Source organism: Billgrantia montanilacus (genome assembly GCF_003336675.1).
Lineage (GTDB): Bacteria > Pseudomonadota > Gammaproteobacteria > Pseudomonadales > Halomonadaceae > Halomonas > Halomonas montanilacus.
In genome coordinates this window covers 84,247-108,377 of the sequence record NZ_QPII01000004.1, presented here as the reverse complement: position 1 = coordinate 108,377, position 24,131 = coordinate 84,247, and the positions used below count along the sequence as shown (strand labels likewise).

The following is a 24,131-nucleotide window of genomic DNA, read 5'->3' as shown; positions in this document are numbered from 1 at the left end:
AGCGCGATCAGTCCAACCGGGTACACCGGCGCCTCCCTGCCGGGCCAAGCGGCTCCCCACCCTGTCGTATGCCCGTCACTGCTCCGGGCCAGGGACGAAGATCGAGGGTCCAGTTACAAAAAGAATGCTGCATCGCAGCAGAAATGGGCCTACGCTGGTTCGTGAAGACCCTTCAGGAGGGCATGAATATGAATACTGCATCGCAACAATCTTGCGCTACCGACAGCGAAGTACTGCAATTCTGGTCCAGCCAGGCTCAACTGCAGCGCACCGCCTCAGACGCCGTCGCCGATTACCTGTCCAGCCTGCGTGACAACCGCCCGGCTCCCGTTCAGGATTCTTCCGACCGCCTCTCTCACTAGCACTTCAACACACCCTCCCGCTCGTCCTTTCACTCGTGCCATGGCCGCGCCGTCAGGTGACGGCATGCCTCAGTCGCGACCACAGGCCGTGCTCGGAAACTGCCACCTTGGTGGTGTTTCCGAGTCTTTGCACTTTCATGACGGCTTAAAGGGTATATAGTGACACCGTACTATCTTTCTCATGCGGAGCAGCAAACACGATCGACCACTATTCCAAGCCAGCCCGGAGGTTTCATATGAAAATTTATAAACCTGAGTGGCAATGCACGTTTAGCGTATTTGAAGGCGTGGAAGAAGCGTCAAGCTGGAAAGAGCGCATCGCGTGGCGTTTGCGGCAGCTTGCCGACAAGCTGGATGGCAGCGGAAGGACGATCAAGATCGACTGCAGCGTTACCCCCCATGTAAGCCGCCAGGATATCGATACCTGCCTGGGGAAAGGCTTCGAAGTCACCCAGGGCCTGCTGACCCAGCTCGCCCAGCAAGCGGCCTGTGAAGACGTAATGCGTGACGCCAAGGCCGAGTTGTACAAGGAAGATTACCCGTCCTGATGGGTTGATGTTTGGGTAGCGACCACACCCTGTTGAGCCCTGGCCCAACAGGGTGTTTTCGTATCGGGTTGCCCCCGGCCGGCAATACGGCTACCATCTTGCTGGCAACCCCTTTTAACGTCGGCGATCTTGTAGCATATGGAAACCTGCTGGTGACATGTTGGTGACATATGGATACCCAGAGCGTTTGACCGAGCAGTACACGCCTTCGGGCTGGTTTGAGACGAGTGCGTGGCTGGCGCAGCAAGAGCCGCGCGTCCTCAATCACTGATCATGGCGCCTGATCGTGGGATACGATATGCGGTGCGATGCAGTAATCACGAGGTGAAAGATGGCGACACGAACTCGCCTAATCCTGACCGGGGCGGCAATAAGCCTGGCAGGCCTGCTTTTGATCGGCACGGCGGCGGCCCATGAAACGCCGGAGCTCATCGATAAGGGCATAGCATCCTTCTACAGCGACCGCTTCCAGGGCCAAACGACCGCCAGCGGTGAGCCCTTCGACCAGCAAGCGCTGACAGCCGCACACCCGAGCCTGCCGTTCGGCACAGAGGTGATTGTGACTCGCCCTGACAACGGCCGCGAGGTCACCGTACTGATCAACGACCGCGGTCCTTTCGTTAGGGGGCGTATCATCGATCTCTCCAAACGCGCCGCCAGAGAACTGGGCATGATCAATCGCGGCACCGTTCCGGTACTCGTCACCTCAGTGCAATGATGGGGTGCCTGCGCACCCTCCTCGCCCATGGCCGCCCCATTGCGCTGGCGGCCAACTCTCTCTCGCCGAAAAGCTGATCTCGGCAGAATCAGTCGGTCTGTTGGCCTTGCTGCAAAACTGAGTGCGCTGATTCTGGCGGGTCGCCTTCCAGATTGGTTCGGAGCAGGTCAACTGTCGCCAATTCCCTTATACCAGCCCCTGCCTGTCGCTAAACAGATACATGTCAAGTATATGTTTTTTAATAAATTTCCTCTTTATCGCCAATAAGTGTCTGCAAACAGCAACGCTTCCGGGGTTTCGCTAGGCAAAAAATCCGTCATCTCGCGATATCGCTCAACGAGAAAACATCATAAATATCTGTTTTTAAAATAATTTTTACCCAGCTGGCACCATTATAGCATTACCTTACACAGTAGTAAGATGACTGGGTCAGGCCGATGGCGACACCGTGGCCCTCCCAGTCCAGGAGACCCTTGTTCACCAAGGCGTTGTGGTTTCGCAAGGAGTGCGAACACGGAATGGATTCCGGCAAGGTTGCCTCCCCTCTATTCTCAGCTGTCCGGATGTCGGCTCGCTTACGGACAGCCAGATCCTTTAGTTCCCTGCGTACTTGGGCCGCTCTGCGGCCTTTTTTTTTGTCTCAACACGCGAACCAAGCAGCAAGCACGATCAAGAAACAAGCACGGCGCATCACGCAGACGCTTTACTCAGCATGGCGAGACCACTTTTGGGACGAGACGCCAGTTATGCAAATGAAGCCCAAGCAATTACTGCACATTGATCCAAATCTACTGCCGCGACTCTTGGCAGGCGCGGTCGTCATTGCTGCCATCCTTGCCTTCAGCAGCCTGATACCGGAACAAACGGTCGTTAAAGCCACCCTCCCGACAGACTTGGCGCCGGGCGTACTGCACACCGGCCTGATCCTTGCCTCTTTTCTCAGCGGCGCCGCCCTGGCATCTGCCATCATCCTGCCAGCCCTGCGCAACGCCCATGCCCGCGAGACGACGCTCAAGCAGACACAGGTCGAGCTGAAAGCCTTGAATGACGACCTGCATCGGCAGGCTAGCCGGGATGGACTGCTGGATATCGCCAACCGCCGTGAGTTCGAGCGGGTACTGAAACTGGAATGGCGGCGTGCCGCACGCGAACGACAGTCCCTCAGTCTGCTGATGATCGATGTCGACCATTTCAAGGTCTTCAACGATACCTACGGGCACCTGGAAGGCGACCGCTGCTTGCAGGAGGTGAGCGCCGTACTGAACGAAGCCGCCAACCGCCCTGGCGACCTGCTGGCTCGATACGGCGGCGAGGAAATGGTCATTCTCGTTCCTCGCACTGGGCAGGAGGGCGCAACGGTTCTGGCTCAGCGCATTCACTCCCTGCTGGCCGAACGCGGCATCGCCTTCCACGCCTCACCGATAGCGGACCACATTACGGTGAGTATCGGCGTCGCCTCCATGCTGCCCATTCGCAACCTCAACCCCCACACGCTGGTTCAGCAGGCCGACGAGGGGCTCTACATCGCCAAGGACGAGGGACGCAACGGAACCGTCTCCATCCCTCGCCTGCGTTTGATCCCATCGCCGGAGAGCGAGGCCAAAGAGGGCGACGTTCTCCAATCCCACCTCGGCGCATGATGATTCTTTACAGTGTCGCCCGACTCCGGGTGGCGACATCCGATAACGCCTGTGGCTCCGCCTGAGCCAGCCCTGCCAGCCGAATATCCGCCATCGCATTGATCGGTACCAGATGCATGCGCGTGCAGCACCTCTAGCACTCCAACGATGAGCATCCCCAGCCGCTTGCAGGAAAAGGCTCGCTTCTGCGCCTTGGCCAGCGTCTGCGACACGCGCAGTAGATGGGCGCACAGCTCCGGCGACAAACCGTCCCAATGAACGACTTCCTGGCGTGGAACCACCAGCAGGGGACCCGCTTTCATGGGGTTGAGGCTCATGAATGTCACAGGGGGCCGAGAGCGTCATACTCCTCATTACGCCAAACAGGGCTCAAGTTTCACCTTCTCGGTCCGATAACCAGCCTAGCAGGTAACGAATGTCACAGGCGTCGAGCCGCTACGGCCTGAGACCCCGTTCTAGACGGTGGCATTGTGGAGAAGATGAAAATGAACATCCGGAATATATTCGGCAAAGTAACGTACCCTGACTCGACACCGGAGCAGTGCCTGGAGCATCGACTGGTCAAAGCCAAGATGCAACTCGATGGCCTGGAGCTAGACGGCAGTTCGAAGGACCTCAGCGCTCTGTCCGCCGCACGCGTGGAGTTTGCCCTGGCCGCGCGTGCGCTGGCCGACGAGCTGATCGCCCGCAGCCAGCATGCCGAGAGCAGCGACGGCTGAATTGCGCTGCTCCAATCAAAACAGGGTATCGGATTAGGTGGTTGACCATCCACGCCGGCCCGCCAGTACATAGATCCCTCAAAAGGTGCGGCCCATCTTCCATATCCAAGGCATTTAGTAACTGGTGCAAAACGTTGTCAGGCAAATGTGGCTTTTCGGGGTAAAGCTTCCTGTCGCAGAATATGGAAATCTAAGTGGCGAGAGATTCCTCTCAGTCGAATTGAGGGTTCAACCGTGGATGGGTCTCTTCGCCCCATATCATGACCAAGGCGCCCGAGAGGAACATGGCGATGGCCACGAACCAGAAGCCGGCAGTAACGGCACCGGTGAGATGGGCCACCACGCCGAAACCAAGGGCACCGATGCCGTAGCCAAGATCACGCCAGAAGCGGTAAATACCGATGGCAGAGCTGCGCCAGTTGGGGTGGGAAATGTCCGCCACCGCTGCACTCAGGTTGGGGTAGAGCAGGGCCATGCCAAAGCCAGTGACGGCGGCGGTAAAGGACCACCAGGCCACGCCGGTGCCCAACAGCGTCAGGGCCACGCCACCACCGCAGAGCCACATGCCCCAGACGATGGGTTTGAGACGACCGACATGATCCGACAGCCGGCCGGTGACAAACTGGGAGCCGCCCCAGACGAAGCCATAGATCCCGACCACCCAGCCGATGGCGCCGAGCCCCAAGCCCTCGTGGTAGAGGAACACGGGGTAGAAGACCCACACCAGGGCATCGACGAACTTTTCCACTAGTCCCGCTTGGCAGAAGGCAGCCATGCGCCGGTCACGCCAACTCATCAGCGCGAACATCTCGCCGGTGGAGGGATTGTCCGAGACCTGTTTCGGAATACGTGCCCCGGGTCCGTCAAGGTTGCCGCTGGCATGTCTGGCGCTCTCCGCTTTTGCCCAACCGTGGGTCTCGCGGATCGAGGTGAGTGTCAGCACGATGGCCAGGGCGATCACCACAGCACCAAATACAAACAGCCCCAGGCGCGGTCCCAGCCCCATGGCCAGGTAACCGGTGACGATGCCTGCCACAGCGACCCCAACATAGCCCGAGAACTCGTTCATGCCCATGGTGAAACCGCGCTCGTCGGCCCGGGTGATGTCCATCTTGGCGGTCTGGGTCATCGACCAGCACAGGCCCTGGTTGATGCCCAGCAGCACAGTGGCGGCAACGATCCAACTCCAGGAGGGGGCATACAGCACCATGAACGGAATCGGGATGGCCGACAGCCAGCCGTACAGCAAGACTTTCTTGCGCCCGATGCGCTCGGCCAGCCGACCAGCCACGAAGTTGAGGGTGCCCTTGACGAAGCCGAAGGCGACCACGAAGGCGGTCAGCATCATGAAGGAGCCCTCGGCGACGCCGAACTCGGATTCCGCCAGCGCCGGCACCACGGTGCGCATCATGCCGATGGTCAGGCCGACCAGAAAGACCTGGCCCAACTGATGGCTAAACTGGTGAAAGTTCTCACGGATGCCGTGCCTATAGTGTTCGTGAGACGAATCGGGGGACGTCATCTAGCCTCCTTGGAGCGCGCGCCATCGCTGTGATGCACTTAGGCAGTTTCAGAGGTGAAAAGGGCGGTGTCGAGATGAATGCCAGCGCTTAAGTTAACTGGTGCGAACACCACGCGGTCGATGGATGGGCAACCGTTAGCTTGTGAGGCTTGCGTCAAACAACGCGATGTTTCGTTATCGACTGGCTGGCCGGCGTACTGAGAGCCTTGGCCCGCTGGCCAGGGCCGCAGCCCCCTTCTCATGACCGGCCCCAAACAGGACCGACCGTATCGGGGCCCCCTCCCGCACGTAGAGAGCGCCGCCCCCTTTGCTCGCCTGAAACTTGTGACCGGCGATGGTCAGCAGATCAATGCCCAATGCCTCGACATCGATGGCGATCTTTCCCTTATGGCTCAGACGTAGTAGAGGCTTGGCTGGCAAGCTGAGATTTGGCTTTAATGCTGAACCAGAGGGTGGCCACGGCCACCAGGAGGACCAGCGGCAGCATGGCGAGGTTGAGAGCTTCCCATCCCAGATGGTGCAGCAGTTGCCCGGCCATCAACGAGCCGATGGCCACCAGCGTGAAGATGATCAGGTCGTTGACGCCCTGCACCTTGCCCCGCTCGGCCTCGCTATGAACCGTGGAGAGCATGGCGCTGCCACCCACGAACAGGAAGTTCCAGCCGACGCCCAGCAGCACCAGCGCCACCCAGAAGTGAGCCAGGGTCGTGCCCAGGTTGGCAACCAGCACCGTGCCGATGAGCAGCGTCGCTCCGGTGAGCAGGATACGTTGCACGCCGAAGCGGGCGATCAGGCTGCCGGTCACGAACGACGGTGCAAACATGCCTAGCACGTGCCACTGCATGATGAAGGCGACCTGGCTCATCTCGAAGCCTCGAGCGCGCATGGCCAACGGCGTGGCGGTCATCACCAAAATCATGATGGCGTAGCCCACCGCGCCGGCCAGTACCGCCACGCGGAAGTTCGGTTGGGTGGCGATGACCGCCATCGGGCGAGATGTCTCGCCGGGCTGCGGCTCGCCGCTGGCCGGTACGCGCAGCTGAGTCAGCAGGCCGATGGCCAGCAGAGCAAGGATGGCGATCACCAGATAAGGCCCACCGGAGGGCACACCGGCGATGAGGCCGGTGGCGGCGCTGGCGTTCCAGGGTCCGAGGAAGGCGGCGGCCACGCCGCCGGCCATGACGAAGGAGATCGCTCGACTGCGAAAGGCGGGGCTCGCCACGTCGGCAGCGGCGAAGCGGTAATACATGGCGAAGCCCTGGTAGAGCCCCAGTAGCAGGTTGCCGGCACAGAAAAGCCAGAAGGACCCCAGCGCAATGGCACCGAAGCTCAGCAGGCCACCGGCCACGCCACCCAGGCTTGCCCCGGTGATGAAGCCATGTCGACGACCCACGCGCTTCATGTAGAGCGAGGCCGGCAGGGTCGAGAACACGGTACCCAGCATCATCATGGCGATGGGCAGCGTGGCCAGTCCAGGATCTGGGCTCAACTGTTGGCCGACCACCCCACTCAACGTCATCACGGTGATCGAGGCCACCATGAACAGCACCTGGCTGGTCACCAGAATGGCCACGTTCTGTTTTTCCCGGCGTGCCGACTCCATCGCGATGCTCTCCATGGGCGTGAGAATTGGGATTATTGGGGTGGGCCTAGAACACCAGCACCTTGTCGGCCTGCTCGGTGGCTTCAGCCAAGGCGTCCATGGTGCTGCGCTCGGCACCCTTTACCACCTCCTCGTCGGTAAGCCCGCGGGCATCCATGCAGGTGCCACACAACAGCACGCGGCCCTTGGTGGTGACACGCTTGATCATGCGCTCGGCGTTGTAGAAGCCGTCTGGGGTCTTCTGTCCTGCCTTGGCACCGGACACGGCATCTCCCATCAGGAAGACGGTGACCTCTCCCTCGCGCTTCAGCAGTACATGGGCCAGGCGCAGGCCGTTGTAGAGGCGTTCGGTACCGTAGGGAGGATCGTTGATGATGATTAGCGTTTGCATGGTGTCTCCTTGCTATCATTCAATTAATTGATAGAATGATGGATAGAGATATCATCACCTGTCAAGTAGTACTCTGTTTTGCTGACGCCTCCGGAGAGACCCCATGACCTCGCAACAGGATCTGCTCGATATGCTGGCCCAGGTCGCCCGCGCCCTGGGTAACGGGCATCGCCTGGCGCTGCTGGAGCGCCTGGCCCAGGGTGGCGCCTCGGTCGAAAGCTTGGCCAACACCACTGACTTGACCGTCGGCAATGCCTCTCAGCACCTCCAACATCTACGCCGGGCGGGTCTCGTCACTGCCCAGCGTTCCGGCAAGCAGATGATCTACCGCCTGACCGATGAACGGATCGTCAATCTGCTGGGCCTGCTCAGGCAGGTGGCCGAGACCAACCTGGCCGAGATGGAGCGCCTGGTCAGTCGGCTGTTTGCTGAGGATGACGCCGATGGCGTTCTGGAGGCGGTCAGCCGGGACGAGCTGCTGGCAGGGCTTGCCAGCGGCGAGGTGGCACTGCTGGATGTGCGTCCCGAGGAGGAGTACGAGGCCGGCCACCTGCCCGAGGCAATCAACATCCCACTGGAGCAGTTGGGAGACATGCTGGGCAAACTGCCCCGGGACAGGGAGATCGTTGCCTACTGCCGTGGCCCCTATTGCGTCCTGTCGCACGAGGCCGTACAGCGCCTGCGTCAACTCGGCTATCGAGTCCGACGCTTCGAGGAAGGGTATCCGGAGTGGAAAGCGGCGGGGCTGCCCATCGCCTGACAGGAGGTACCGCCATGTCCGATATTCTCATGGCTCATGAGCCGATCATATACGGAGGTGCCTTCGCCTTCGTTTTGCTGGCGATAGCACTGTGGGAGGTCATTTCCAGGCGACGGCCCCAGGTGATTCATCGTCGTCAGCGCTGGCCAAGCCCTTGGCGGTGCGCTAGTTCTTCCCGCTCACCGCCGTGGGGGTTGCCTGGTTGAGATCAGCCTCGCGAATTCCAGACGCGGAGAGCAGGTGAGGCCGAACCTCTTGCCCCCTAGCCAATCATCGGGAATATCGGGACAGGATCATTCCAGCGTTTCGAGTTTGTCCTGTGTTCTTGATTCAAAGTCGCGGGCGTCGTGGCGCTCGTGCAGTTGCTGCTCCAGCGGGCCAAAGGTGCGGTTGACCATGCGCCCGCGCTTCACCGCCGGCCTGGCATCGATCTCCCTGGCCCAGCGTTGCACGTGCTGGTACTCCTGCACCTGCAGGAACTCGCCAGCATCGTAGACACGATCCAACGCCAGTTGCCCGTACCAGGGCCACGACGCAATATCGGCAATGGTGTAGTCGTCTCCACCCAGGTAACGCGTCTCGGCCAGGCGCCGATCCAGCACGTCGAGCTGGCGCTTGGCCTCCATGGCGAAGCGGTCGATGGCATACTCGATCCGGGTTGGCGCGTAGGCATAGAAGTGGCCGAAGCCACCGCCCAGGTATGGCCCGCTGCCCATCTGCCAGAACAGCCAGTTGAGCGTCTCGGTACGCCCAGCCGGGTCGTGGGGCAACAGCTCGCCGAATTTTTCGGCAAGATACAGCAGAATCGAACCCGACTCGAACACCCGGGTGGGCGGCGTGGTGCTATGGTCCATCAGCGCCGGGATCTTCGAGTTGGGGTTGACCTCGACGAAGCCACTGCCGAACTGATCGCCGTCACCGATCTTTATCAACCAGGCATCGTACTCGGCGCCTGTATGGCCCAATGCCAGCAGTTCCTCGAGCATGACGGTGGCCTTCACTCCGTTGGGGGTGGCCAGTGAGTAGAGCTGCAGTGGATGCTTGCCCACCGGCAGCGCCTTGTCGTGAGTGGGACCGGCGATGGGCCGGTTGATGTTGGCGAACTGGCCGCCGCTCGCCTTTTCCCACTTCCACACCTTCGGCGGTACGTACTCGTTATCTTGGCTCATGAAGACTCCTGTCGGGGGTATATGGCAAGGCACTCCGCTAGAAGGCGAATGCACCCATGCCAGTCCGACAATAGATAGCCTGTTAAGGTTCGGGGTTCGAGCCGGCCTCGCGCCAGTTGGGCGGCACCAGGCTATGACGGCGCATGCGCCGATAAATGGTAGGCCGTGAAACGCCAAGCCGCCGCGCAACGAGGCTGACGTTCCAACTGTTTTCCCTCAGCAGAGCGTGCAGTGCCTGCCTCTCGGTGGTCTCTCCCCCCTGGGACACCGCCTCGATTACCCGGGGTGCGGTGGCGAGATGCCCCTGACACTCTTCAGGCAGGTCGTGGAGCGTGATCTCGTCTCCCTCGGCCGTGGCCAGGGCGAAGGCCAGGGCGTTCTTGAGCTGGCGGATATTGCCCGGCCAGGCGTGGGCCAGCAGTGCGCTCATGGCATCGGCACGCAGCCGCACTTCCCGTCCGCGCTCGGTGAGCAGCGCCCGGTAGACACTGCGAATCACGTAGTGCTTGTCGGCCCGCTCGCGCAGCGCCGGCAGCTTCAACTGGGCCCCGTTCAGGCGGTAGTAGAGGTCTTCACGGAAGCCGCCCCTGGCGATCAGCTGGCTCATGTCGCGGTGGGTGGCGGTGATCACCCGGATATCGACGCACATCGCCTTCTCGGCCCCCAGCGGCATCACTTCACGCTCGGACAGCACCCGCAGCAGCCGGGTCTGCAGCGTCAGCGGCATGTCGCCGATTTCGTCCAGGAACAGGGTGCCGCCGTCGGCCTGCTGGATAAGGCCGCGCATGCCCTTGCTGCGCCCGCCGGTGAAGGCGCCGGGCAGGTAGCCGAATAATTCGCTCTCGATCAGTGATTCTGGAATCGCCGCGCAGTTCACCGCCACGAATGGCCCCTTGGCGCGTGTGCCGCTTTCGTGAAGGGCCCGGGCCAACACCTCCTTGCCGGTACCGGTCTCGCCGGTGATCAATACGCCGACCTTCTCGTTGCGCAGCCGCCGCGCCAGCTTGAGTACGCGATGCATGGCGGGGTCATCCGAGGCGAGCCGGTCCAGCGCCGGCACCGGCGTGGGCGAAGGCGTCACGGCACTCGGGGGCAGGCGCCGTCCACGCGGTTCGACCAAGGTGATGAAACAGGTGGTGTCATTGGCACGCGCCCGAAAGGCGCGAATACCATCCTCACTGGCCGCCGGGATACCCAGCAACTCACCGAGCTCGCCGTCGAATAGTTGGGTAATGGACGGCTGCCAGCCCGGCGACCACGGCGGCCAGCGGCGCAGGTGGGCATCGATCAGCGCGCGCCCGGCGCCATTGGCGGCAATGACGCTGCCGTCCTCCTCGATGGCGATCAAGCCGCGGCCATTGAGATGGACGAACTCGCGGGCGGTATCGAAGCGCAGCATCAGGCAGTGGCGATAGCGATGCAGGAAATAGGCGTCCTCGATCATTCGTGCATAGAGCGTGACCAGCGGCAGGCCGAAGTTCTGGCTCTCCTGGGCGCTCGGCGACTGCAGTGCCGAGATGTCCAGCACCGCCATTACCTGCCCCTGCGGGTCGGTGATCGGCGCCGCCGTGCAGGTCAGGCTGATGTGGGTGGCATCGAAGTGCTCGCTCTGGTGGCAGGTAATCGCCTGGGCATCATGCACGCAGGTGCCGACCGCACAGGTGCCCGCGTAGCGCTCGTCCCAGTCGGCGCCGAGATAGAGGCCCGCCCGGCGCAGTGCCGATTCCTGCTCGCGCTGGCCACGGAAGTCCACGGTGATGCCCTGCCGGTCGGTGAGCAGCAGCACATAGCCCAGCGGGGCGATCTGGGTGAAGAGCTGATCGACACCCGCCCGGGCGACGTGCAGCAGTTCATCCACCGGCTCGCGGTGCTCCTTGAGCGCCTGCTGAGTCAGTACCCGCACGGGGCGAGGGCGGCCGGGGTCGAGCCGGTACTCACCCACACAGCGTTCCCAGGAGCGCCGGATGACCTCGCGGCAGCCACCCAGGTCCGCCGGCTGGCCTTCGCTGAGCCGGGTCAGGGTCTCGATATGCTGGCGTTGCTCGTTGCGCAGTGGCATCGCTGCCTCTCTCATGCTCCGCCTTGCCGCACTACTTGCCGCTCTTCTCTTGCCACTCTGTCTTGCCAATCTACCTGCGACCGTGCGACGGCGGACCTTGTTGTTGTGTGGCAGGCCTGTTTCCAAGCGTATGCCGTACCGAGCAGGAGTCAATCGACGCCGCCTGCACCCTTGGTCGGGGGTTTACAGGTGTAACGCTGAGCCTCTTCCGTCACGTGACAGCTGTCACAGACGTTACAGGCTGGCAAGACAGCCCCAGGCACCCGCGGCTTTTCTCCGCTCGATAAAAATCGCGGTATTTCAGCCTTCTAGAGAACTCTTCCGCACGAGCTTCGCAACTGGCACGGTTTCTGCCATGGCTCAGGGTGTCCCCAAACAACAAGCGGAGAACAACGATGACGACACCCACGCCAACTCAACACGTCCAGCAATGGCTGCACGACTTCGAGAGCGCGCTGGAGCAGCGCGACATCGAGCGGGTCATGGCCCTGTTCAATGACGAGTGCTACTGGCGCGACCTGGTCGCCTTCACCTGGAACCTCAAGACGCTGGAAGGCAAGGACGCCATCCAGTCGATGCTCAACGCCACCCTGGGCGAGACGCGCCCCAAGAACTGGCAGCTCGACGACGAGGCCAACGACGTGACCGAGGCCTGGCTCACCTTCGAGACCGACGCCGCCCGCGGCAAGGGCTTCCTGCGCTTGAAGAATGGGAAGTGCTGGACCCTGCTGACCACCATGCAGGAGCTCAAGGACCACCCCGAGCCACGCGGCGACAATCGGCCCATGGGGGCCGAGCACGGCGCCAGCAAGACCCGCGAGACCTGGCTCGAATCGCGCCAGCGGGAAGAACGGGAGCTCGGCTACAGTCGCCAGCCCTACTGCGTGATCATCGGCGGCGGCCAAGGCGGCATCGGGCTCGCCGCGCGACTACGCCAGCTCGACGTGCCCACCATCGTGCTCGACAAGCATCCTCGCCCCGGCGACGCCTGGCGCAACCGCTACAAGTCGCTGTGCCTGCACGACCCGGTATGGTACGACCACCTGCCCTACATTCCCTTCCCCGAGAACTGGCCGGTGTTCGCGCCCAAGGACAAGATCGGCGACTGGCTGGAGATGTACACCAAGGTGATGGAGCTCAACTACTGGAGCTCCACCGAGTGCCAGGGCGCCAGCTTTGACGAGGCCAGCGGCGAGTGGACGGTACAGGTCAACCGCGACGGCGAAAGCGTCACGCTGCGCCCCAGGCAACTGATCCTGGCCACCGGCATGTCGGGCGTGCCCAACGTGCCGCACTTCCCCGGCGCCGAGACCTTCGAAGGCGAGCAGCAGCACTCCAGCCAGCACCCAGGGCCGGACGCCTATCGCGGTAAAAAGGTGGTCGTAGTGGGCTCCAACAACTCGGCCCATGATATCTGCGCGGCGCTGTGGGAGAACGACGCCGACGTGACCATGATCCAGCGTTCCTCTACCCATATCGTCAAATCCGACTCGCTCATGGAGCACGCCCTCGGCCCGCTCTACTCCGAGGAAGCGGTGAAGAACGGTATCACCCACGACAAGGCGGACCTGATCTTCGCCTCGATCCCCTACAAGCTGCTGCCCGACTTCCAACGGCCCGCCTTCGACCAGATCCGCGAACGTGATGCCGAGTTCTACAAGAGACTCGAGGGCGCCGGCTTCCTGCTCGACTTCGGCGACGACGACTCCGGCCTGTTCCTCAAGTACCTGCGCCGCGGTTCCGGCTACTACATCGACGTGGGCGCCTGCGACCTGGTGGCCAACGGCGACATCAAGCTGCGCAGCGGCGTGGGCATCGAGCGCATCAACCCGCGCTCGGTGACGCTCAGCGACGGCTCCGAGCTGCCCGCCGACCTGATCGTCTACGCCACCGGCTACGGTTCCATGAACGGCTGGGCGGCACGCATCATCTCCCAGGAGGTGGCCGACAAGGTCGGCAAGTGCTGGGGGCTCGGCTCCGACACGACCAAGGATCCCGGCCCCTGGGAGGGCGAACTGCGCAACATGTGGAAGCCCACCCAGCAACAGGCGCTGTGGTTCCACGGCGGCAACCTGCACCAGTCACGCCACTACTCCCACTACCTGGCGCTGCAGCTCAAGGCACGCATGGAAGGCATCCCCACGCCGGTTTACGGACAGCAGGAAGTGCATCACCTCGCCTGATTCCTCAGGGGCTTCGCCGACAACGATGTAGGAAAGGGCTTGCATCACGACGGCCCCTGCTGCCCGCGACGCCAAGTCGCGGGTGGCGCACCGAAGGCCCGCTTGAAGGCTTTGGCGAACGACGCTTCCGACTCGTATCCCGCTTCCTGGGCAATCAGCGCGATCGGGGTTGACGATTCTTGCAAGCGGCGTGCCGCTAGCCGCATACGCAACCCCGCCAGGTAGCGCATTGGTGGCATGCCCATCAGCGCAGAGAAGTGTTCAGCGAAGGCTGAGCGAGAGAGCCCCACCTCTCGCGCCAGTGTTTCTGTCGTCCAGTGACGCGCTGGCCGGTCATGCATCAAGGCAAGGGCGCGGCTTACGAAGGGGTTACGCAGCCCGCCTACCCAGGCACGCTGATCCGGCGGCAGGCTGACGAGGTAGTGCTGTACGGCCTCGATGAAGAGCAGCTCGGCCAGCCGGGAGAGCAACGCCGGTGACCGTACCTCTCCGTTGGCGATCTCGCCGACAGCCAGACGAAAGGAGCTTTCGATCCATAGCCCGGCCGCACCTTGCGACACGTCGAGCATCATCACGCCCGGCAGCATGCCGATGAGAGGATCGGTCGTCGTCTCGCTGAGCAGGAAACCGCACCATACGCGCGTTGCTTCCCCGCCGCCGCCATGGACGATACGGACGATACCGCTTTCGATGCTCGTCTGCACCAGCCGGTTGGCACTGATAGGAGGGCAATCCAGAGTGCTGCCAAGTACATGCGGTTCATTGCGCGGCAGAACCACAAGGTGCCCTGCCGAAATCTCCATCGCAGCTCCCTCACCGACTCGCAACAGCAGCCGGCCGGTGCTGACGTAATGGTAGGCAATGATACCCCCGGGCAGCGGCGTGGCGGGATGGCAATCCTCAGGAGCAACCTGGGCGGAAATGCACCAGGGCGCAGTGAACTGCGCATCAAGGAAGATGCCGCCGGTAAGCCGCAGCGTGCGCAGCACATCGAGAGAAGCCTCCATCGGCCTACGCTCCGTGATGGCGGCGGCTCGGACAAGAACCCTGGCGTCTCGACTATTATCTGCCACCGCACCTCCGAGTAGTTTAGCAGCGTGGTGCAAGGCGAATTCGATGCCCGCCCTGCGCCCCTGACGAACGACAACGACACCACCACGGAGCCATGCCCCATGCAGACCGACCGTCAAGGAAATCCCCTTCCCGGCGCCACCGCCGAAACCGCGGAGCTTTATGCCCGCTCGGCCGAAGCCTTCAACCTCTACCGCAGCGATCCCGTGACGCCGCTGGACCAGGCCATCGAAGCGGCCCCGGGCTTCGCCATGGCGCGAATCCTCCGCGCTTACCTGTTTGCGCTAGCCACCGAGCCCGACGCCGCCGAAGCGGCCAGGGCCGATGTAGCGGCTTTGAAGTCGTACCGCCTGAATGACCGCGAAGCCTCCCACGTCGCCGCCCTCGAGCACCTGGTGGCGGGGGAGTGGACCTCCGCCGCGGGCGCCCTGGATCGCCACAACCTGCACTATCCGCATGACCTATTGGCGCTGCAGGCCGGCCATCTGATGGACTTCTACCGCGCCAACGCCCGCAACCTGCGCGACCGCCTCGCCCGCGTGCTGCCCCAATGGAGCCCCGACATGCCAGGCTATTCGGTCCTGCTTGGCATGTACGCCTTCGGGCTCGAAGAAACCGGCGCCTACGCCCGCGCCGAGGAGACCGGCCGCCAGGCGCTGGACCGGGAACCGCTGGATTGCTGGGCGCACCACGCCGTGGCCCATGTGATGGAGATGCAGGGGCGCGCCGAGGACGGCATCGGCTGGATGATCGCACGCGAGCCCTACTGGGCCGGCGACGATAACCTGTTCAAGGTGCACAACTGGTGGCATCGCGCGCTCTGCCATCTCGAACTGGGACAGGCCGACGAGGCCCTCGCTCTCTATGACGGCCCCATCCGGCAAGAGCGCAGCGTGGTGGCACTGGACATGATAGACGCCTCGGCCCTGCTCTGGCGGCTGCACCTGACCGGCCAAAACGTGGGCGACCGCTGGCAGGAATTGGCCGACACCTGGGACAGGCACGCCGATGGCAAGCTCTACCCCTTCAACGACTGGCATGCGGTCATGGCGTACCTCGGCGCCGGGCGTGATGATCAGGTGACGCGGCTACTGGCCACCCTGCGAGATCCCGACAGTGGTCGAGAAGCATCGACCTGGGCGAAGCGAATCGGCATGCCGCTGAGCGAAGGCTTCGCCGCCTTCTGGCGCGGCGACTACGACACCGCAGTGGAACGCCTGTATCCAGCACGCCACATTGCCAACGCCTTCGGCGGCAGCCACGCCCAGCGCGACATCATCGACTGGACACTGACCGAAGCCGCCCTGCGCGGCGGCTACCGTGACGTGGCCGAGGGCCTTGCCCACGAGCGTCTCGCCGGGAAACCGCACAGCCCGCTGAACCGCTCATTCCTGAGCCGAACACTCACCCCAGCGGTCGACGAGAAGCAGGTCGCCTGATGCAAAAACGCCGGACGCTCCCACGTCATGAGGTTGCGTCCGGCGCCTCGCGAATCCAAGCGTTGACTCGAGGCCCTCGCCAGTCGCTTCTAGCGAGTGCATCGCAGTAGATAGACGAGATGGATAAACGGCACCAGCAATGGGCTGGCAAACACCCCCAGGGCAATGATGACCACCCACTCCGGCCGCTCCCAGCCAAAGACGATCAGGCAGAATAGCATCAAGGAAACGCTCACCAACCCGGCGCCCATGCAGGCGGCCCGCCACCACCAGATGGACCGCGTCCGCCGGGCCAGGTAAGTGATGGCGGCACACCACAGCCCAACGATACCCAGCATGCCAATCAGTACGAAGAACATGATTGCCAGTTCTTCCAGCCCCCAGGAAAATCCCACCGTCATTAGCAAAGCCAAGCCGAAAAACAGGCAGAACACGCTAACCGGCAGTGCCAGCAAGAGCATCTCGATAACGATCAGAATCCTGTGGCACAACTCCCTGTTCATACGCCTGCCTGCCATACGCTCATTCGTTCAATCCATTTTGCCGTAGCGCCTCGACATTGCCAGCCACGATGAGCGGCAGATGTCGGGTGATCTTCTCCACCGGCCAGTTCCACCAGGCAATGGCCTGCAGGGTCTCGACCGCCTCGGGCGGGAAGCGCTGTTTGATGGGGCGGGCCGGGTTGCCGCCGACTACCGTATAGGGTGGCACGTCGCTTACCACCACCGAACGCGACGATACGATGGTGCCATTACCGATCTGCACGCCGGGCATGATGAGAGCGTCATAACCAATCCACACATCGTTGCCGATGACGGTATCGCCCTTGTAGGGTAAGTCACCCTGTTCCGGCATGACCGTTTCCCAGCCGTTGCCGAAGATCTGGAACGGATAGGTGGAAATCCCGGAAAGCTTGTGATTCGCCCCATTCATGATGAACTTGGCACCCCGGGCGATGGCGCAGAACTTGCCGATGATCAGCTTGTCGCCGATGAAGGGGAAGTGGAAGAGCACGTTGCGCTCGAAGTTCTCCGAATCCTCCGGATCGTCGTAGTAGGTGTAGTCGCCGACGATGATATTTGGGCTCTTTACGACGTTCTTGATGAAGCACACCTGGGGAAACCCTTCCATGGGGTGCGTGGTAGTGGGGTCAGGTCCGAGCACTGCCGCCCTCCTTTCAATTGGGTTTTGCACACATGACAAGCTAAGCACGTCCTCAATGCCATCTGCTACGTTTAGCGATGCCCCTTCTATCCTCTTTGGCTAGAGAAGATATGCGTAATACCCACCCTGGATGGTCCCCATGTCATACGACCGCGAAGATCTCGAGCCCGAACATCGTCCCGAGGCAGTAAAGCAACGTCTGTCTCAGCCGCCGCAAGTGAACTCCATGCCCGATGCGATACTGGGAGGCATCGATGGTTGCGTAACGACATTCGCCGTCGTTTCAGGCGCTTTCGGCGCAGGCTTTTCCCCTACGGTCGCCCTGGTACTCGGTGTCGCCAATCTCCTTGCCGACGGCTTCAGCATGGCAGTCAGCAATTACGAGGCTTCCCAGGCACAGCAGGAGCATATCGACAGTGTCGCTCGTCGCGAATATCACCATATCCAGCTCATCCCCGAAGGAGAGCGAGAAGAAATACGCCAGATTTTCCGTGCAAAAGGATTCGATGGGGAATTGCTGGAGAGAGTGGTGGAGACCCTGACCGACGATCATGATATCTGGGTGGACACCATGCTCAAGGAAGAGCACTCCCTTCAGCCTGTCGGATTGAGCCCTCTGCGCGCCGCGTTGACCACCTTCTTCGCTTTTATCATCGTAGGTGCCATGCCGCTGTTGCCCTATGCGCTATCGGGTCTGGATGCCGTCACACAATTCCTGGCAAGCCTTCTTATCGCCGGCGCGATGTTCTTCGGCATCGGGATGCTCAAGAGTCTGGTCTATCATCGGCCGATGTTACGCTCGGGGTTTCGTACCCTGTTGATAGGAGGCGCCGCAGCTGGTCTCGCCTTCATCAGTGGGCACCTGGCACATGCGCTGTTCGGTCTGAACTAGCTCAAGGGCAACCCAGGCGTAATCAGTAACGAAGCCATATTACTTCTCCATTTACCCAAGCCGCTCCAGCAAGAACATCTCTGCCGCGATTAGGATACGGGGGGCAGCTCCCTATTCATGCATCATTCTGCCACTTAGGCCATGGGACCTTAGGTCTCAGCGCTTAATCGCCAAGGTCCCGCGCGAAGAAATCGGTTACGATGGCTCCTCCCGACCATGCAACTTCCGAACCATGCAGAATCATGACGGCTGGAAAAGTCTCTTCCTCTGGCGGGCCGTACTTAGTCCCCCACTCGGGAATAAGACGCCTGACAATATGCAGTTCCATGGATGATTTCTGTCGTTTTTCACTCCATCGGCTAGGTAATCTTGCCCAACAGCCGTTCCTCTACCGCTCCATCTCCCCCAGCAGCTCCAGTTCGGCGCCGTGCAGGGAAACGAGCAGGGGTTCCCCGCGTTCGTTGACGCGAAACTGGCCGTAGCGGGCGGGTTCATAGCGCTCGGCGTGGCCCTCCTGGAAAAAGAAGGCGTCGGTGGCAAACCGAACCTGTCCGTTACGCATCCGGTAGTTTATGCGCATCTCGTCGGCATCCAGCGCATCTTCCCCGGAATCTAAGCGCTCGAAGTGCGCGATACGCTGCGCATCCAGGCTCACCACCACATGGCCATCGGCGGCCTGCCGTTCGCCACCCTCCCTGCGCTGGGCATAGAGAGCCTCCCGGATGAGGTTGCCGACCTCGAAGTTCAGCGCCATGTAGTCGCCCTGCATCAGCGAGCGCGGGTCCACCGGCGCCAGCTCCAGATACACCATCTCGCCCTCGGCCAGGTGTCGCTCCTTGGCCCAGATGCTCCAGTTGACCAGTGCCAGGATCAACGCCAGGGCTACCACCACGATGATCCGGTTCCACGTGGCTGTCGATGTCATTGGCTCTCGTCCTCCCCGACAGCGTCCCGCCTATCGATCTGCCACCTGCGGCGCAACACCCAGCGCAACGCCAGCAGCAGCACGCCCAGCAAGCACAGCGTCACCGACTTGGCCAGCAGCGTGGCGTCGAGCCAGTAGTAATAGTTGGTGATGGCCAGCAGCAGCAACATCACGCCGAGGCCCATGATCAGGCGGTTGCCGATGGCGAAGCCCAGCGCGACTACCAGCGCACCCTGGCTCAGCCCATGGGCCTGGAGCGAGAGCAGCATCAGCACCGCCACGGCGCCATAGGCTGCCACCCGCGAGCTCGGCGCAATGGCATACCTGTGGCGCTGGAAGACGTGGTGAACCAGCAGTAACAGCGCCAGCGTGGCCAGGCCATCCCCCACCCAGGGCTCCAGCCAGACCAGGCCCGTACCGTAATCGTAGCGCCCGAGGAGCAGCGACTGCCCGTGATATTCCATGACCTGAATGGCGAGCAGGCCCAGCAAGAGGCCATACCCCAGTGCCTGCAACTGGCGCATATGTGCCGGCCAGCGAAACTCGTTAAGCCACAGGAGGGTCAGCGACAGCAGCACCAGGCCGCCGGCCAGCGAAGGCGCCGAGACGCCTTCGGTCAACGCCAGATAGAACGCCAGGCTCGCCGCGAAGGCAGAAAAGGTGCGATGCGTGAGGCTTGGCATCACCAGCGCCAGCACCGCCTGCAGCCCCACCAACGACCACCAGAAGCCGGCGCTCACGCTCCCCAGTGCTGCACCCAGGGCCCAGGCCACCAGCAGCTGCCCAGCCAGGCTACCCGCCAGCGCCAGGTGCTCGACGAAGTCTCCTTTCGACCCCCGCAGCAGCGCAAAGGCGCCGGCAATCATCACCAATCCCAGGGAGGCGGCAGCGGCACTACTGTCGAGCACGAACACCGCGCCCATGCCGATGAAGCCGAGCAGGAACAGGGCCGCCAGCCAGCCAGAGAACGCCTGCAGCGCCCGCACGAACCAGGGAGCCTCGAGCACCGGCGGCACATCACCCTCGTCGACGACAATGCCGGCCTGGCCGAGCCTTTCATTGAGCGACCGGGTCATGCCGATATCTCCACGTGTACCCGCTTGAGCCAGAAAACCGCCATGGCGCCCAACGCCAGCACCGCCATGGACAAGAACAGAAAGCCGCCCGCCCCGCCCTGCCACAGCAGATGCCGGCCGAAGAAGGTGGTGACTACCACGATGACCGACAGGCAGCCGCCCGCCAGCATGAACAGATCGGGCCGCCAATGGCGATAGGCGACATAGAGTATTGCCAGCCACAGCGGGTAGACCAGCACGGCAGCCGAGACATCGGCCCACTCATCCAGGATAAACATGAGCATCAGCAGGGTCAGGGGAATGCCGCTGCCCAGCGCCAGCAGGCCAGTACTCCAACCGGTAGAGAGCCAGCGCCAGCGCTGCGCGCCCAGCTCCCACAGGGCGAGTGCCACGGTATTGAGTGCGAACAGGCCCCATAGGGCGGCGGTATCGCTACTGAAAAAGACATCGAATGCCCCGCCCCAAGTGCGAAAGTAGAGCAGCAACGAAAGATTGAGGAGCCCCAGCCACAGGATCCAGAGCGCATCGAAGCGGGCGACCAGAACCCAGGGCAGCATCAGCACGGCCCATAAGAAAAACAGCTGCCAGGGATCGGCGCCGGTCTGGTACACCTGGCCGAACAGCGCCAGCAGCACGCCCAGCAGCAGCGAGGCCGTCGTCAGCGCGGCACGTGCCACGATGTTATCGACTACACCGTTATCCGCTCTTCCCTCATCCGCTCTTCCCTCATCTACTGGGCCGCGTCCTTCGGACCACCAGTAGACGCCGATGGCCGCCACCAGCCCCACCTGCACCAGCCCGAAGCGCAGCCAGCGCCCCATTTCGGTCCAGTTGTAGGCCACCAGAAACAGCAGCGCGCTGGCCAGCGCCAGCGTACCCAGCCACAGCAGCAGCCGATCCAGAAACACCCCCCAGGCCCGCCTCGAAGGATGGAGACCGGAAAGCGCGACCGCCCTTGGCACCTGCTCGCGAGGTATCGCGCCCCGCTCGATCAGTGCCACCAGCTCACGGCGAATAGAGGACATGGCGTTTCCCTGTGTGGTACTTGAAATAGGCTATCACCAGCGTGATTGTCGGGGCCAAGCGCATCGACCAGCTCGATGACAACATCGCCGCCGCGCAGGTCATGCTCAGCGATGACGAACTCGCCGAACTCGATCGCGTCAGCCAGTTACCGCCTGAGTACCCGGGCTGGATGCTGGAGCGACAAGGCGGAAACCGGCGGAAACAGCTCGAGGCACAGAGATGCTGAGAGAAAATGAAGAATACCACCACCCCAACTTCTGTAGGCGAACTATGCTTCAGGGACCGTCACCTCCTGGCCTCACCAAGGCCAATGACCATCTGCCGGCCACTGCCGAATTGCAGGCAGGTGAACTCAGGAGCGGGACGGTGGTGGTCGCGGCGCTTGTCTTCGGAGCCCACGGCCTGACAAGGAGCGGAGCGGCCGCCACAATACGATGGGCCGCTTGCATATGGACACGATGTCCAAGGAGTAATGCCATGTTGTCTCGCGATATTCTCAAGCGAATCGGCGTGCTGGGAGTGACGATGGGGCTGGCTGCCAGTCCTTTCGCCTGGTCGGCCGGTAGTGACAAAGACGCGGATGCCTACGGCGAGAAAAGCGATACCTCCACCATGACGGACGGCGCTTCCGATACGATGGGCTCTTCCGGGTCCGCTGGAACGGATGCCGAACAAGGTACCGAATGGGAAGAGGAAGGAAACGGCGAAATGGAGCCGGAAGGCACCGATGGTCGCTCCGGCGAAGTGAGCAGTGACCCGGGTGCGCCAGGCGTAGAGGGTGGTCAAGGCACGCAGGCAGGCGAGGCACCCGACCCGAGCGATACCGACAGTACCCAAGACGCAGAAGAGGATGAGACCCGATAGGGAGGAAACCTGGAAATTCCCATGGGCCCGGCAGTTCAGTTCACAGTGCCGGGCCCTGTCGTATCTGTCATCAGCCTCCCCCATCGCCACCCGGAGCTGACTCATGAGAGGGCGGACGAGCGTCTGGCTTCTCGCCCTTGGCAATATCGTTATCGCTGAGCACCACCACATCCCTGGGCCACCACTCGGGGTGGTTGTCGCGAATGAAGGCCATCAGCCTCTCGCGAATATTCATTTCCGCTACCCAGCCGGAGAAGGGATCGGAGGCCATGAGGTAACAGGAGACGGTCTGGGCTCTCTCGGTCTGCTCGGTGACGTAGCAGCATAGCTTGTGGTGTTCGACGACGCTGTCCTCCTCCTTGGCGAACGCCAGGAACTTGTCCCTGATGACCTGGACGTCTGCACTCAGGTGGAGAACCAACTCCAGCGTCCGGTACATCTTCGCGCTCTTGACCGACAGATTCTCGAAGGGCTTGGAGACAAAGTACGTCACCGGCACGATCAAGCGCCGCTCATCCCAGCTCCTCAACCGGATGAAGGTATAGAAGATGCCCTCCACGTAGCACCACTGCCCTTCGAACATCACCAGATCGCCGATGCGAATGGGCTTGGCCAACGACACCTGGAACGAGGAAAGGATATTGCCCAGCACCGCCTGGCCCGCGATACCCACCAACACCGCCAGGACACTGGCCGACGCCAATAGCGACATGCCCAGCGTCTCGAAGAGCTGGATCTGGCTCAGCACATAGACGGAAACGGCAGAGACCGTTATCAGAATGATGACCCGGCGAAGCGCGTAGAGCGAGGTAAGCAGCTTGCGCTCGTCGCGGGGCTTGGTGTCATCGATTTCCCCCACCATGCGCCGCGTCACCTTGAGCAGAATGGTGTCCACCAGGCGAAGCGCTATCGTACCGACGCCCCAGGCGATAAGGATGATCAACAGGACCCGAATGAACGTGGTGGCAACAGCCGTGAAGGAGACCACATAGTCGAGCAGTACCTGAGCCACGAAGGCCATGACGAGGAGAGCCATGGGCACGCGGATCCTGTCGGCAAAAATGCTGGGCGCGCCGCTGGGGAACCAGTGCGCCAGCAAGCCGACCAGACCGTAGACCCCCCACCCCACCAGGCCGATCAGTAGCAGGAAGACCGGAATCGCGATCCATTCCCAGATCTGGAGCCAGCCGAGTGACGTCTTGAAGCGATCCGGGATGTACGTTTCCAGCAGCGACGGACCAAACGCTTCGTAGAGCACGGGAATTGACGCAACGCTATCGGGAGTGATCAGCCAGACTGGATCCTCGCCCTCCACTCGATAGCGGGCGAGACGAATATCGTAGGTATCGCCCTTGGTCTGGAGCGAGGCCAACTGGAGGTTTCGGCGCGGCTGTCCGGTCAGGGGATGCTGCCCCGACGGGTCCTCGATGGCGGCATCCGGACGGCCGGAAAGGTCAGAAACATTCAGCCACTCGCCACGCCGGAGAACCTCGGCCAGCTGCATGGCCAGTTCCCTTCCCCTCTCACGCTGCTCTTCAGAGTCCAGCTCGGAAAGATTGAGCACATGGGCCGCGCCGACGAAATCCTCCTGATCGGTAAGCTGCTGAAAGCTTCGGATCGATTCGCGTGGGGTCTCCCGTCTGAGCTCTTCGGGAGCCTCATCGAGGCCGGTATTCAGTGACTCAAGAGGGAACCACTCTCTCTCCTCGCTCTCACTCTCGCCATCATTCGCGCCCGTGCCCTGCGACACCTGAGCCATGCCAGGCCCGGAGAGGATGATGGCCAATGCCATTACGGCCCACACTGCCAACAGCCGCCATGCGCCATTTCCTGTCATATATCTCTTCCTGATCGAAGCGGACCCGCTGTCTCTTCCCTCAGACAGCGCTATTCGGGCCTGGCCGGCCAATAGCACCAGGCCGACCGGACCGGTGGCTGATCGCAGTACAGCTCACAGGCTACCGCTTCGTCCAGTCGAAGGCAGGCACGGTTCTCGCCAA

Annotated in this window: 24 protein-coding genes and 1 pseudogene; 11 read left to right on the top strand and 14 right to left on the bottom strand. The window is 62.1% G+C overall.

All coding sequences use genetic code 11. The annotated features are described in order from the left end of the window. Positions 1–188 precede the first annotated feature (188 nt). The 4 genes from DU505_RS22510 (at position 189) to DU505_RS07485 (ending at position 3,268) form a co-directional block, all read left to right on the top strand. Complete coding sequence (locus tag DU505_RS22510; protein WP_181872757.1) at positions 189–362, top strand: hypothetical protein; 174 nt, start codon at positions 189–191, stop codon at positions 360–362. A gap of 236 nt (positions 363–598) precedes the next feature. Then, complete coding sequence (locus DU505_RS07495; RefSeq protein ID WP_114478376.1) at positions 599–910, top strand: hypothetical protein; 312 nt, start codon at positions 599–601, stop codon at positions 908–910. A gap of 331 nt (positions 911–1,241) precedes the next feature. Beyond that, positions 1,242–1,628: a septal ring lytic transglycosylase RlpA family protein gene (locus DU505_RS07490; RefSeq protein ID WP_114478375.1), complete on the top strand. Its 387-nt coding sequence runs from the start codon at positions 1,242–1,244 to the stop codon at positions 1,626–1,628. A gap of 473 nt (positions 1,629–2,101) precedes the next feature. Then, on the top strand, positions 2,102–3,268 hold the full coding sequence (locus DU505_RS07485) for a GGDEF domain-containing protein (RefSeq protein ID WP_220250454.1): 1,167 nt from the start codon (positions 2,102–2,104) through the stop codon (positions 3,266–3,268). A gap of 200 nt (positions 3,269–3,468) precedes the next feature. Here the strand turns inward: DU505_RS07485 and DU505_RS23075 are convergent. After that, a pseudogene (locus DU505_RS23075) lies at positions 3,469–3,570 on the bottom strand (HIT family protein); the annotation flags it as partial. Positions 3,571–3,753: 183 nt separating this feature from the next. On the opposite strand from DU505_RS23075, the gene DU505_RS07475 reads away from it, so the two are divergent. Next, a complete protein-coding gene (locus DU505_RS07475) occupies positions 3,754–3,987 on the top strand; it encodes a hypothetical protein (RefSeq protein WP_114478372.1) in 234 nt (77 codons plus the stop codon). Between the two features lie 211 nt (positions 3,988–4,198). On the opposite strand, the gene DU505_RS07470 is transcribed toward DU505_RS07475, so the two are convergent. The 4 genes from DU505_RS07470 to DU505_RS07455 form a co-directional block, all read right to left on the bottom strand. After that, a complete protein-coding gene (locus tag DU505_RS07470) occupies positions 4,199–5,509 on the bottom strand; it encodes an MFS transporter (RefSeq protein ID WP_114478371.1) in 1,311 nt (436 codons plus the stop codon). Positions 5,510–5,683: 174 nt separating this feature from the next. Further along, positions 5,684–5,929, bottom strand: coding sequence for an aminotransferase class V-fold PLP-dependent enzyme (locus DU505_RS23070; RefSeq protein WP_422667002.1), 246 nt, complete (start codon positions 5,927–5,929; stop codon positions 5,684–5,686). Beyond that, positions 5,895–7,112 (bottom strand): MFS transporter, encoded by a 1,218-nt coding sequence (locus DU505_RS07460; protein ID WP_114478369.1) that lies wholly within the window; start codon positions 7,110–7,112, stop codon positions 5,895–5,897. Before DU505_RS07460 ends, DU505_RS23070 begins: the two co-directional genes overlap by 35 nt. 46 nt (positions 7,113–7,158) lie before the next feature. Next, complete coding sequence (locus DU505_RS07455; protein ID WP_114478368.1) at positions 7,159–7,503, bottom strand: DsrE/DsrF/TusD sulfur relay family protein; 345 nt, start codon at positions 7,501–7,503, stop codon at positions 7,159–7,161. Between the two features lie 103 nt (positions 7,504–7,606). On the opposite strand from DU505_RS07455, the gene DU505_RS07450 reads away from it, so the two are divergent. Further along, entirely contained in the window at positions 7,607–8,263 is a 657-nt protein-coding gene (locus DU505_RS07450) for an ArsR/SmtB family transcription factor (RefSeq protein WP_114478367.1), read from the top strand. Positions 8,264–8,556: 293 nt separating this feature from the next. On the opposite strand, the gene yghU is transcribed toward DU505_RS07450, so the two are convergent. Both yghU and DU505_RS07440 read right to left on the bottom strand, forming a co-directional pair. After that, positions 8,557–9,432: a glutathione-dependent disulfide-bond oxidoreductase gene (gene yghU / locus DU505_RS07445; RefSeq protein ID WP_114478366.1), complete on the bottom strand. Its 876-nt coding sequence runs from the start codon at positions 9,430–9,432 to the stop codon at positions 8,557–8,559. Positions 9,433–9,514: 82 nt separating this feature from the next. Further along, positions 9,515–11,491, bottom strand: coding sequence for a sigma-54-dependent Fis family transcriptional regulator (locus DU505_RS07440; protein WP_114478365.1), 1,977 nt, complete (start codon positions 11,489–11,491; stop codon positions 9,515–9,517). A gap of 395 nt (positions 11,492–11,886) precedes the next feature. Between DU505_RS07440 and DU505_RS07435 the strand changes: the two genes are divergently transcribed. Beyond that, positions 11,887–13,674 carry an NAD(P)/FAD-dependent oxidoreductase gene (locus DU505_RS07435; RefSeq protein WP_114478364.1) on the top strand — a complete coding sequence of 596 codons (1,788 nt, stop codon included), beginning with the start codon at positions 11,887–11,889 and terminating at the stop codon, positions 13,672–13,674. Positions 13,675–13,718: 44 nt separating this feature from the next. On the opposite strand, the gene DU505_RS07430 is transcribed toward DU505_RS07435, so the two are convergent. Then, the gene (locus tag DU505_RS07430) at positions 13,719–14,681 is read right to left on the bottom strand and encodes an AraC family transcriptional regulator (protein WP_114478363.1); all 963 of its coding nucleotides are present in this window, start codon (positions 14,679–14,681) and stop codon (positions 13,719–13,721) included. Positions 14,682–14,846: 165 nt separating this feature from the next. Here DU505_RS07430 and DU505_RS07425 point away from each other — a divergent pair, with 165 nt between their 5' ends. Further along, positions 14,847–16,184 (top strand): tetratricopeptide repeat protein, encoded by a 1,338-nt coding sequence (locus tag DU505_RS07425; RefSeq protein WP_114478362.1) that lies wholly within the window; start codon positions 14,847–14,849, stop codon positions 16,182–16,184. Positions 16,185–16,273: 89 nt separating this feature from the next. Here the strand turns inward: DU505_RS07425 and DU505_RS07420 are convergent, their stop codons facing one another. Continuing rightward, complete coding sequence (locus DU505_RS07420; RefSeq protein ID WP_147273051.1) at positions 16,274–16,687, bottom strand: hypothetical protein; 414 nt, start codon at positions 16,685–16,687, stop codon at positions 16,274–16,276. 19 nt (positions 16,688–16,706) lie between these two features. After that, positions 16,707–17,348 carry a Vat family streptogramin A O-acetyltransferase gene (locus tag DU505_RS07415; protein WP_114478360.1) on the bottom strand — a complete coding sequence of 214 codons (642 nt, stop codon included), beginning with the start codon at positions 17,346–17,348 and terminating at the stop codon, positions 16,707–16,709. A gap of 139 nt (positions 17,349–17,487) precedes the next feature. Between DU505_RS07415 and DU505_RS07410 the strand changes: the two genes are divergently transcribed. Then, positions 17,488–18,240: a VIT1/CCC1 transporter family protein gene (locus tag DU505_RS07410; RefSeq protein WP_114478359.1), complete on the top strand. Its 753-nt coding sequence runs from the start codon at positions 17,488–17,490 to the stop codon at positions 18,238–18,240. Positions 18,241–18,628: 388 nt separating this feature from the next. Here the strand turns inward: DU505_RS07410 and DU505_RS07400 are convergent, their stop codons facing one another. From DU505_RS07400 to DU505_RS07390, 3 genes are read right to left on the bottom strand one after another with little or no spacing between them, the layout of a single operon-like run. Next, positions 18,629–19,165, bottom strand: coding sequence for a GDYXXLXY domain-containing protein (locus DU505_RS07400; RefSeq protein WP_114478358.1), 537 nt, complete (start codon positions 19,163–19,165; stop codon positions 18,629–18,631). Further along, entirely contained in the window at positions 19,162–20,241 is a 1,080-nt protein-coding gene (locus tag DU505_RS07395; RefSeq protein WP_114478357.1) for a DUF4401 domain-containing protein, read from the bottom strand. Before DU505_RS07395 ends, DU505_RS07400 begins: the two co-directional genes overlap by 4 nt. Next, positions 20,238–21,266 (bottom strand): DUF2157 domain-containing protein, encoded by a 1,029-nt coding sequence (locus DU505_RS07390; protein ID WP_114478356.1) that lies wholly within the window; start codon positions 21,264–21,266, stop codon positions 20,238–20,240. The genes DU505_RS07395 and DU505_RS07390 overlap by 4 nt, the downstream gene beginning before the upstream one ends. Before the next feature lie 41 nt (positions 21,267–21,307). On the opposite strand from DU505_RS07390, the gene DU505_RS07385 reads away from it, so the two are divergent. Both DU505_RS07385 and DU505_RS07380 read left to right on the top strand, forming a co-directional pair. Next, entirely contained in the window at positions 21,308–21,493 is a 186-nt protein-coding gene (locus DU505_RS07385; RefSeq protein WP_245947807.1) for a hypothetical protein, read from the top strand. 251 nt (positions 21,494–21,744) lie between these two features. Then, positions 21,745–22,131, top strand: coding sequence for an ICP22 family protein (locus DU505_RS07380; protein WP_114478354.1), 387 nt, complete (start codon positions 21,745–21,747; stop codon positions 22,129–22,131). 70 nt (positions 22,132–22,201) lie between these two features. On the opposite strand, the gene DU505_RS07375 is transcribed toward DU505_RS07380, so the two are convergent. Beyond that, positions 22,202–23,968 carry a mechanosensitive ion channel family protein gene (locus tag DU505_RS07375; protein WP_114478353.1) on the bottom strand — a complete coding sequence of 589 codons (1,767 nt, stop codon included), beginning with the start codon at positions 23,966–23,968 and terminating at the stop codon, positions 22,202–22,204. Positions 23,969–24,131: the final 163 nt, after the last annotated feature.

What these genes read in the sequence shown, in the direction of transcription:
- DU505_RS22510 (WP_181872757.1), top strand. Translation starts at nt 189, where the DNA reads ATGAATACTGCATCGCAACAATCTTGCGCTACCGACAGCGAAGTACTG.
- DU505_RS07495 (WP_114478376.1), top strand. Translation starts at nt 599, where the DNA reads ATGAAAATTTATAAACCTGAGTGGCAATGCACGTTTAGCGTATTTGAA.
- DU505_RS07490 (WP_114478375.1), top strand. Translation starts at nt 1,242, where the DNA reads ATGGCGACACGAACTCGCCTAATCCTGACCGGGGCGGCAATAAGCCTG.
- DU505_RS07475 (WP_114478372.1), top strand. Translation starts at nt 3,754, where the DNA reads ATGAACATCCGGAATATATTCGGCAAAGTAACGTACCCTGACTCGACA.
- DU505_RS07470 (WP_114478371.1), bottom strand. Translation starts at nt 5,509, where the DNA reads ATGACGTCCCCCGATTCGTCTCACGAACACTATAGGCACGGCATCCGT.
- DU505_RS07460 (WP_114478369.1), bottom strand. Translation starts at nt 7,112, where the DNA reads ATGGAGTCGGCACGCCGGGAAAAACAGAACGTGGCCATTCTGGTGACC.
- DU505_RS07455 (WP_114478368.1), bottom strand. Translation starts at nt 7,503, where the DNA reads ATGCAAACGCTAATCATCATCAACGATCCTCCCTACGGTACCGAACGC.
- DU505_RS07450 (WP_114478367.1), top strand. Translation starts at nt 7,607, where the DNA reads ATGACCTCGCAACAGGATCTGCTCGATATGCTGGCCCAGGTCGCCCGC.
- yghU (WP_114478366.1), bottom strand. Translation starts at nt 9,432, where the DNA reads ATGAGCCAAGATAACGAGTACGTACCGCCGAAGGTGTGGAAGTGGGAA.
- DU505_RS07440 (WP_114478365.1), bottom strand. Translation starts at nt 11,491, where the DNA reads ATGCCACTGCGCAACGAGCAACGCCAGCATATCGAGACCCTGACCCGG.
- DU505_RS07435 (WP_114478364.1), top strand. Translation starts at nt 11,887, where the DNA reads ATGACGACACCCACGCCAACTCAACACGTCCAGCAATGGCTGCACGAC.
- DU505_RS07430 (WP_114478363.1), bottom strand. Translation starts at nt 14,681, where the DNA reads ATGGAGGCTTCTCTCGATGTGCTGCGCACGCTGCGGCTTACCGGCGGC.
- DU505_RS07425 (WP_114478362.1), top strand. Translation starts at nt 14,847, where the DNA reads ATGCAGACCGACCGTCAAGGAAATCCCCTTCCCGGCGCCACCGCCGAA.
- DU505_RS07420 (WP_147273051.1), bottom strand. Translation starts at nt 16,687, where the DNA reads ATGAACAGGGAGTTGTGCCACAGGATTCTGATCGTTATCGAGATGCTC.
- DU505_RS07410 (WP_114478359.1), top strand. Translation starts at nt 17,488, where the DNA reads ATGTCATACGACCGCGAAGATCTCGAGCCCGAACATCGTCCCGAGGCA.
- DU505_RS07400 (WP_114478358.1), bottom strand. Translation starts at nt 19,165, where the DNA reads ATGACATCGACAGCCACGTGGAACCGGATCATCGTGGTGGTAGCCCTG.
- DU505_RS07395 (WP_114478357.1), bottom strand. Translation starts at nt 20,241, where the DNA reads ATGACCCGGTCGCTCAATGAAAGGCTCGGCCAGGCCGGCATTGTCGTC.
- DU505_RS07390 (WP_114478356.1), bottom strand. Translation starts at nt 21,266, where the DNA reads ATGTCCTCTATTCGCCGTGAGCTGGTGGCACTGATCGAGCGGGGCGCG.
- DU505_RS07380 (WP_114478354.1), top strand. Translation starts at nt 21,745, where the DNA reads ATGTTGTCTCGCGATATTCTCAAGCGAATCGGCGTGCTGGGAGTGACG.
- DU505_RS07375 (WP_114478353.1), bottom strand. Translation starts at nt 23,968, where the DNA reads ATGACAGGAAATGGCGCATGGCGGCTGTTGGCAGTGTGGGCCGTAATG.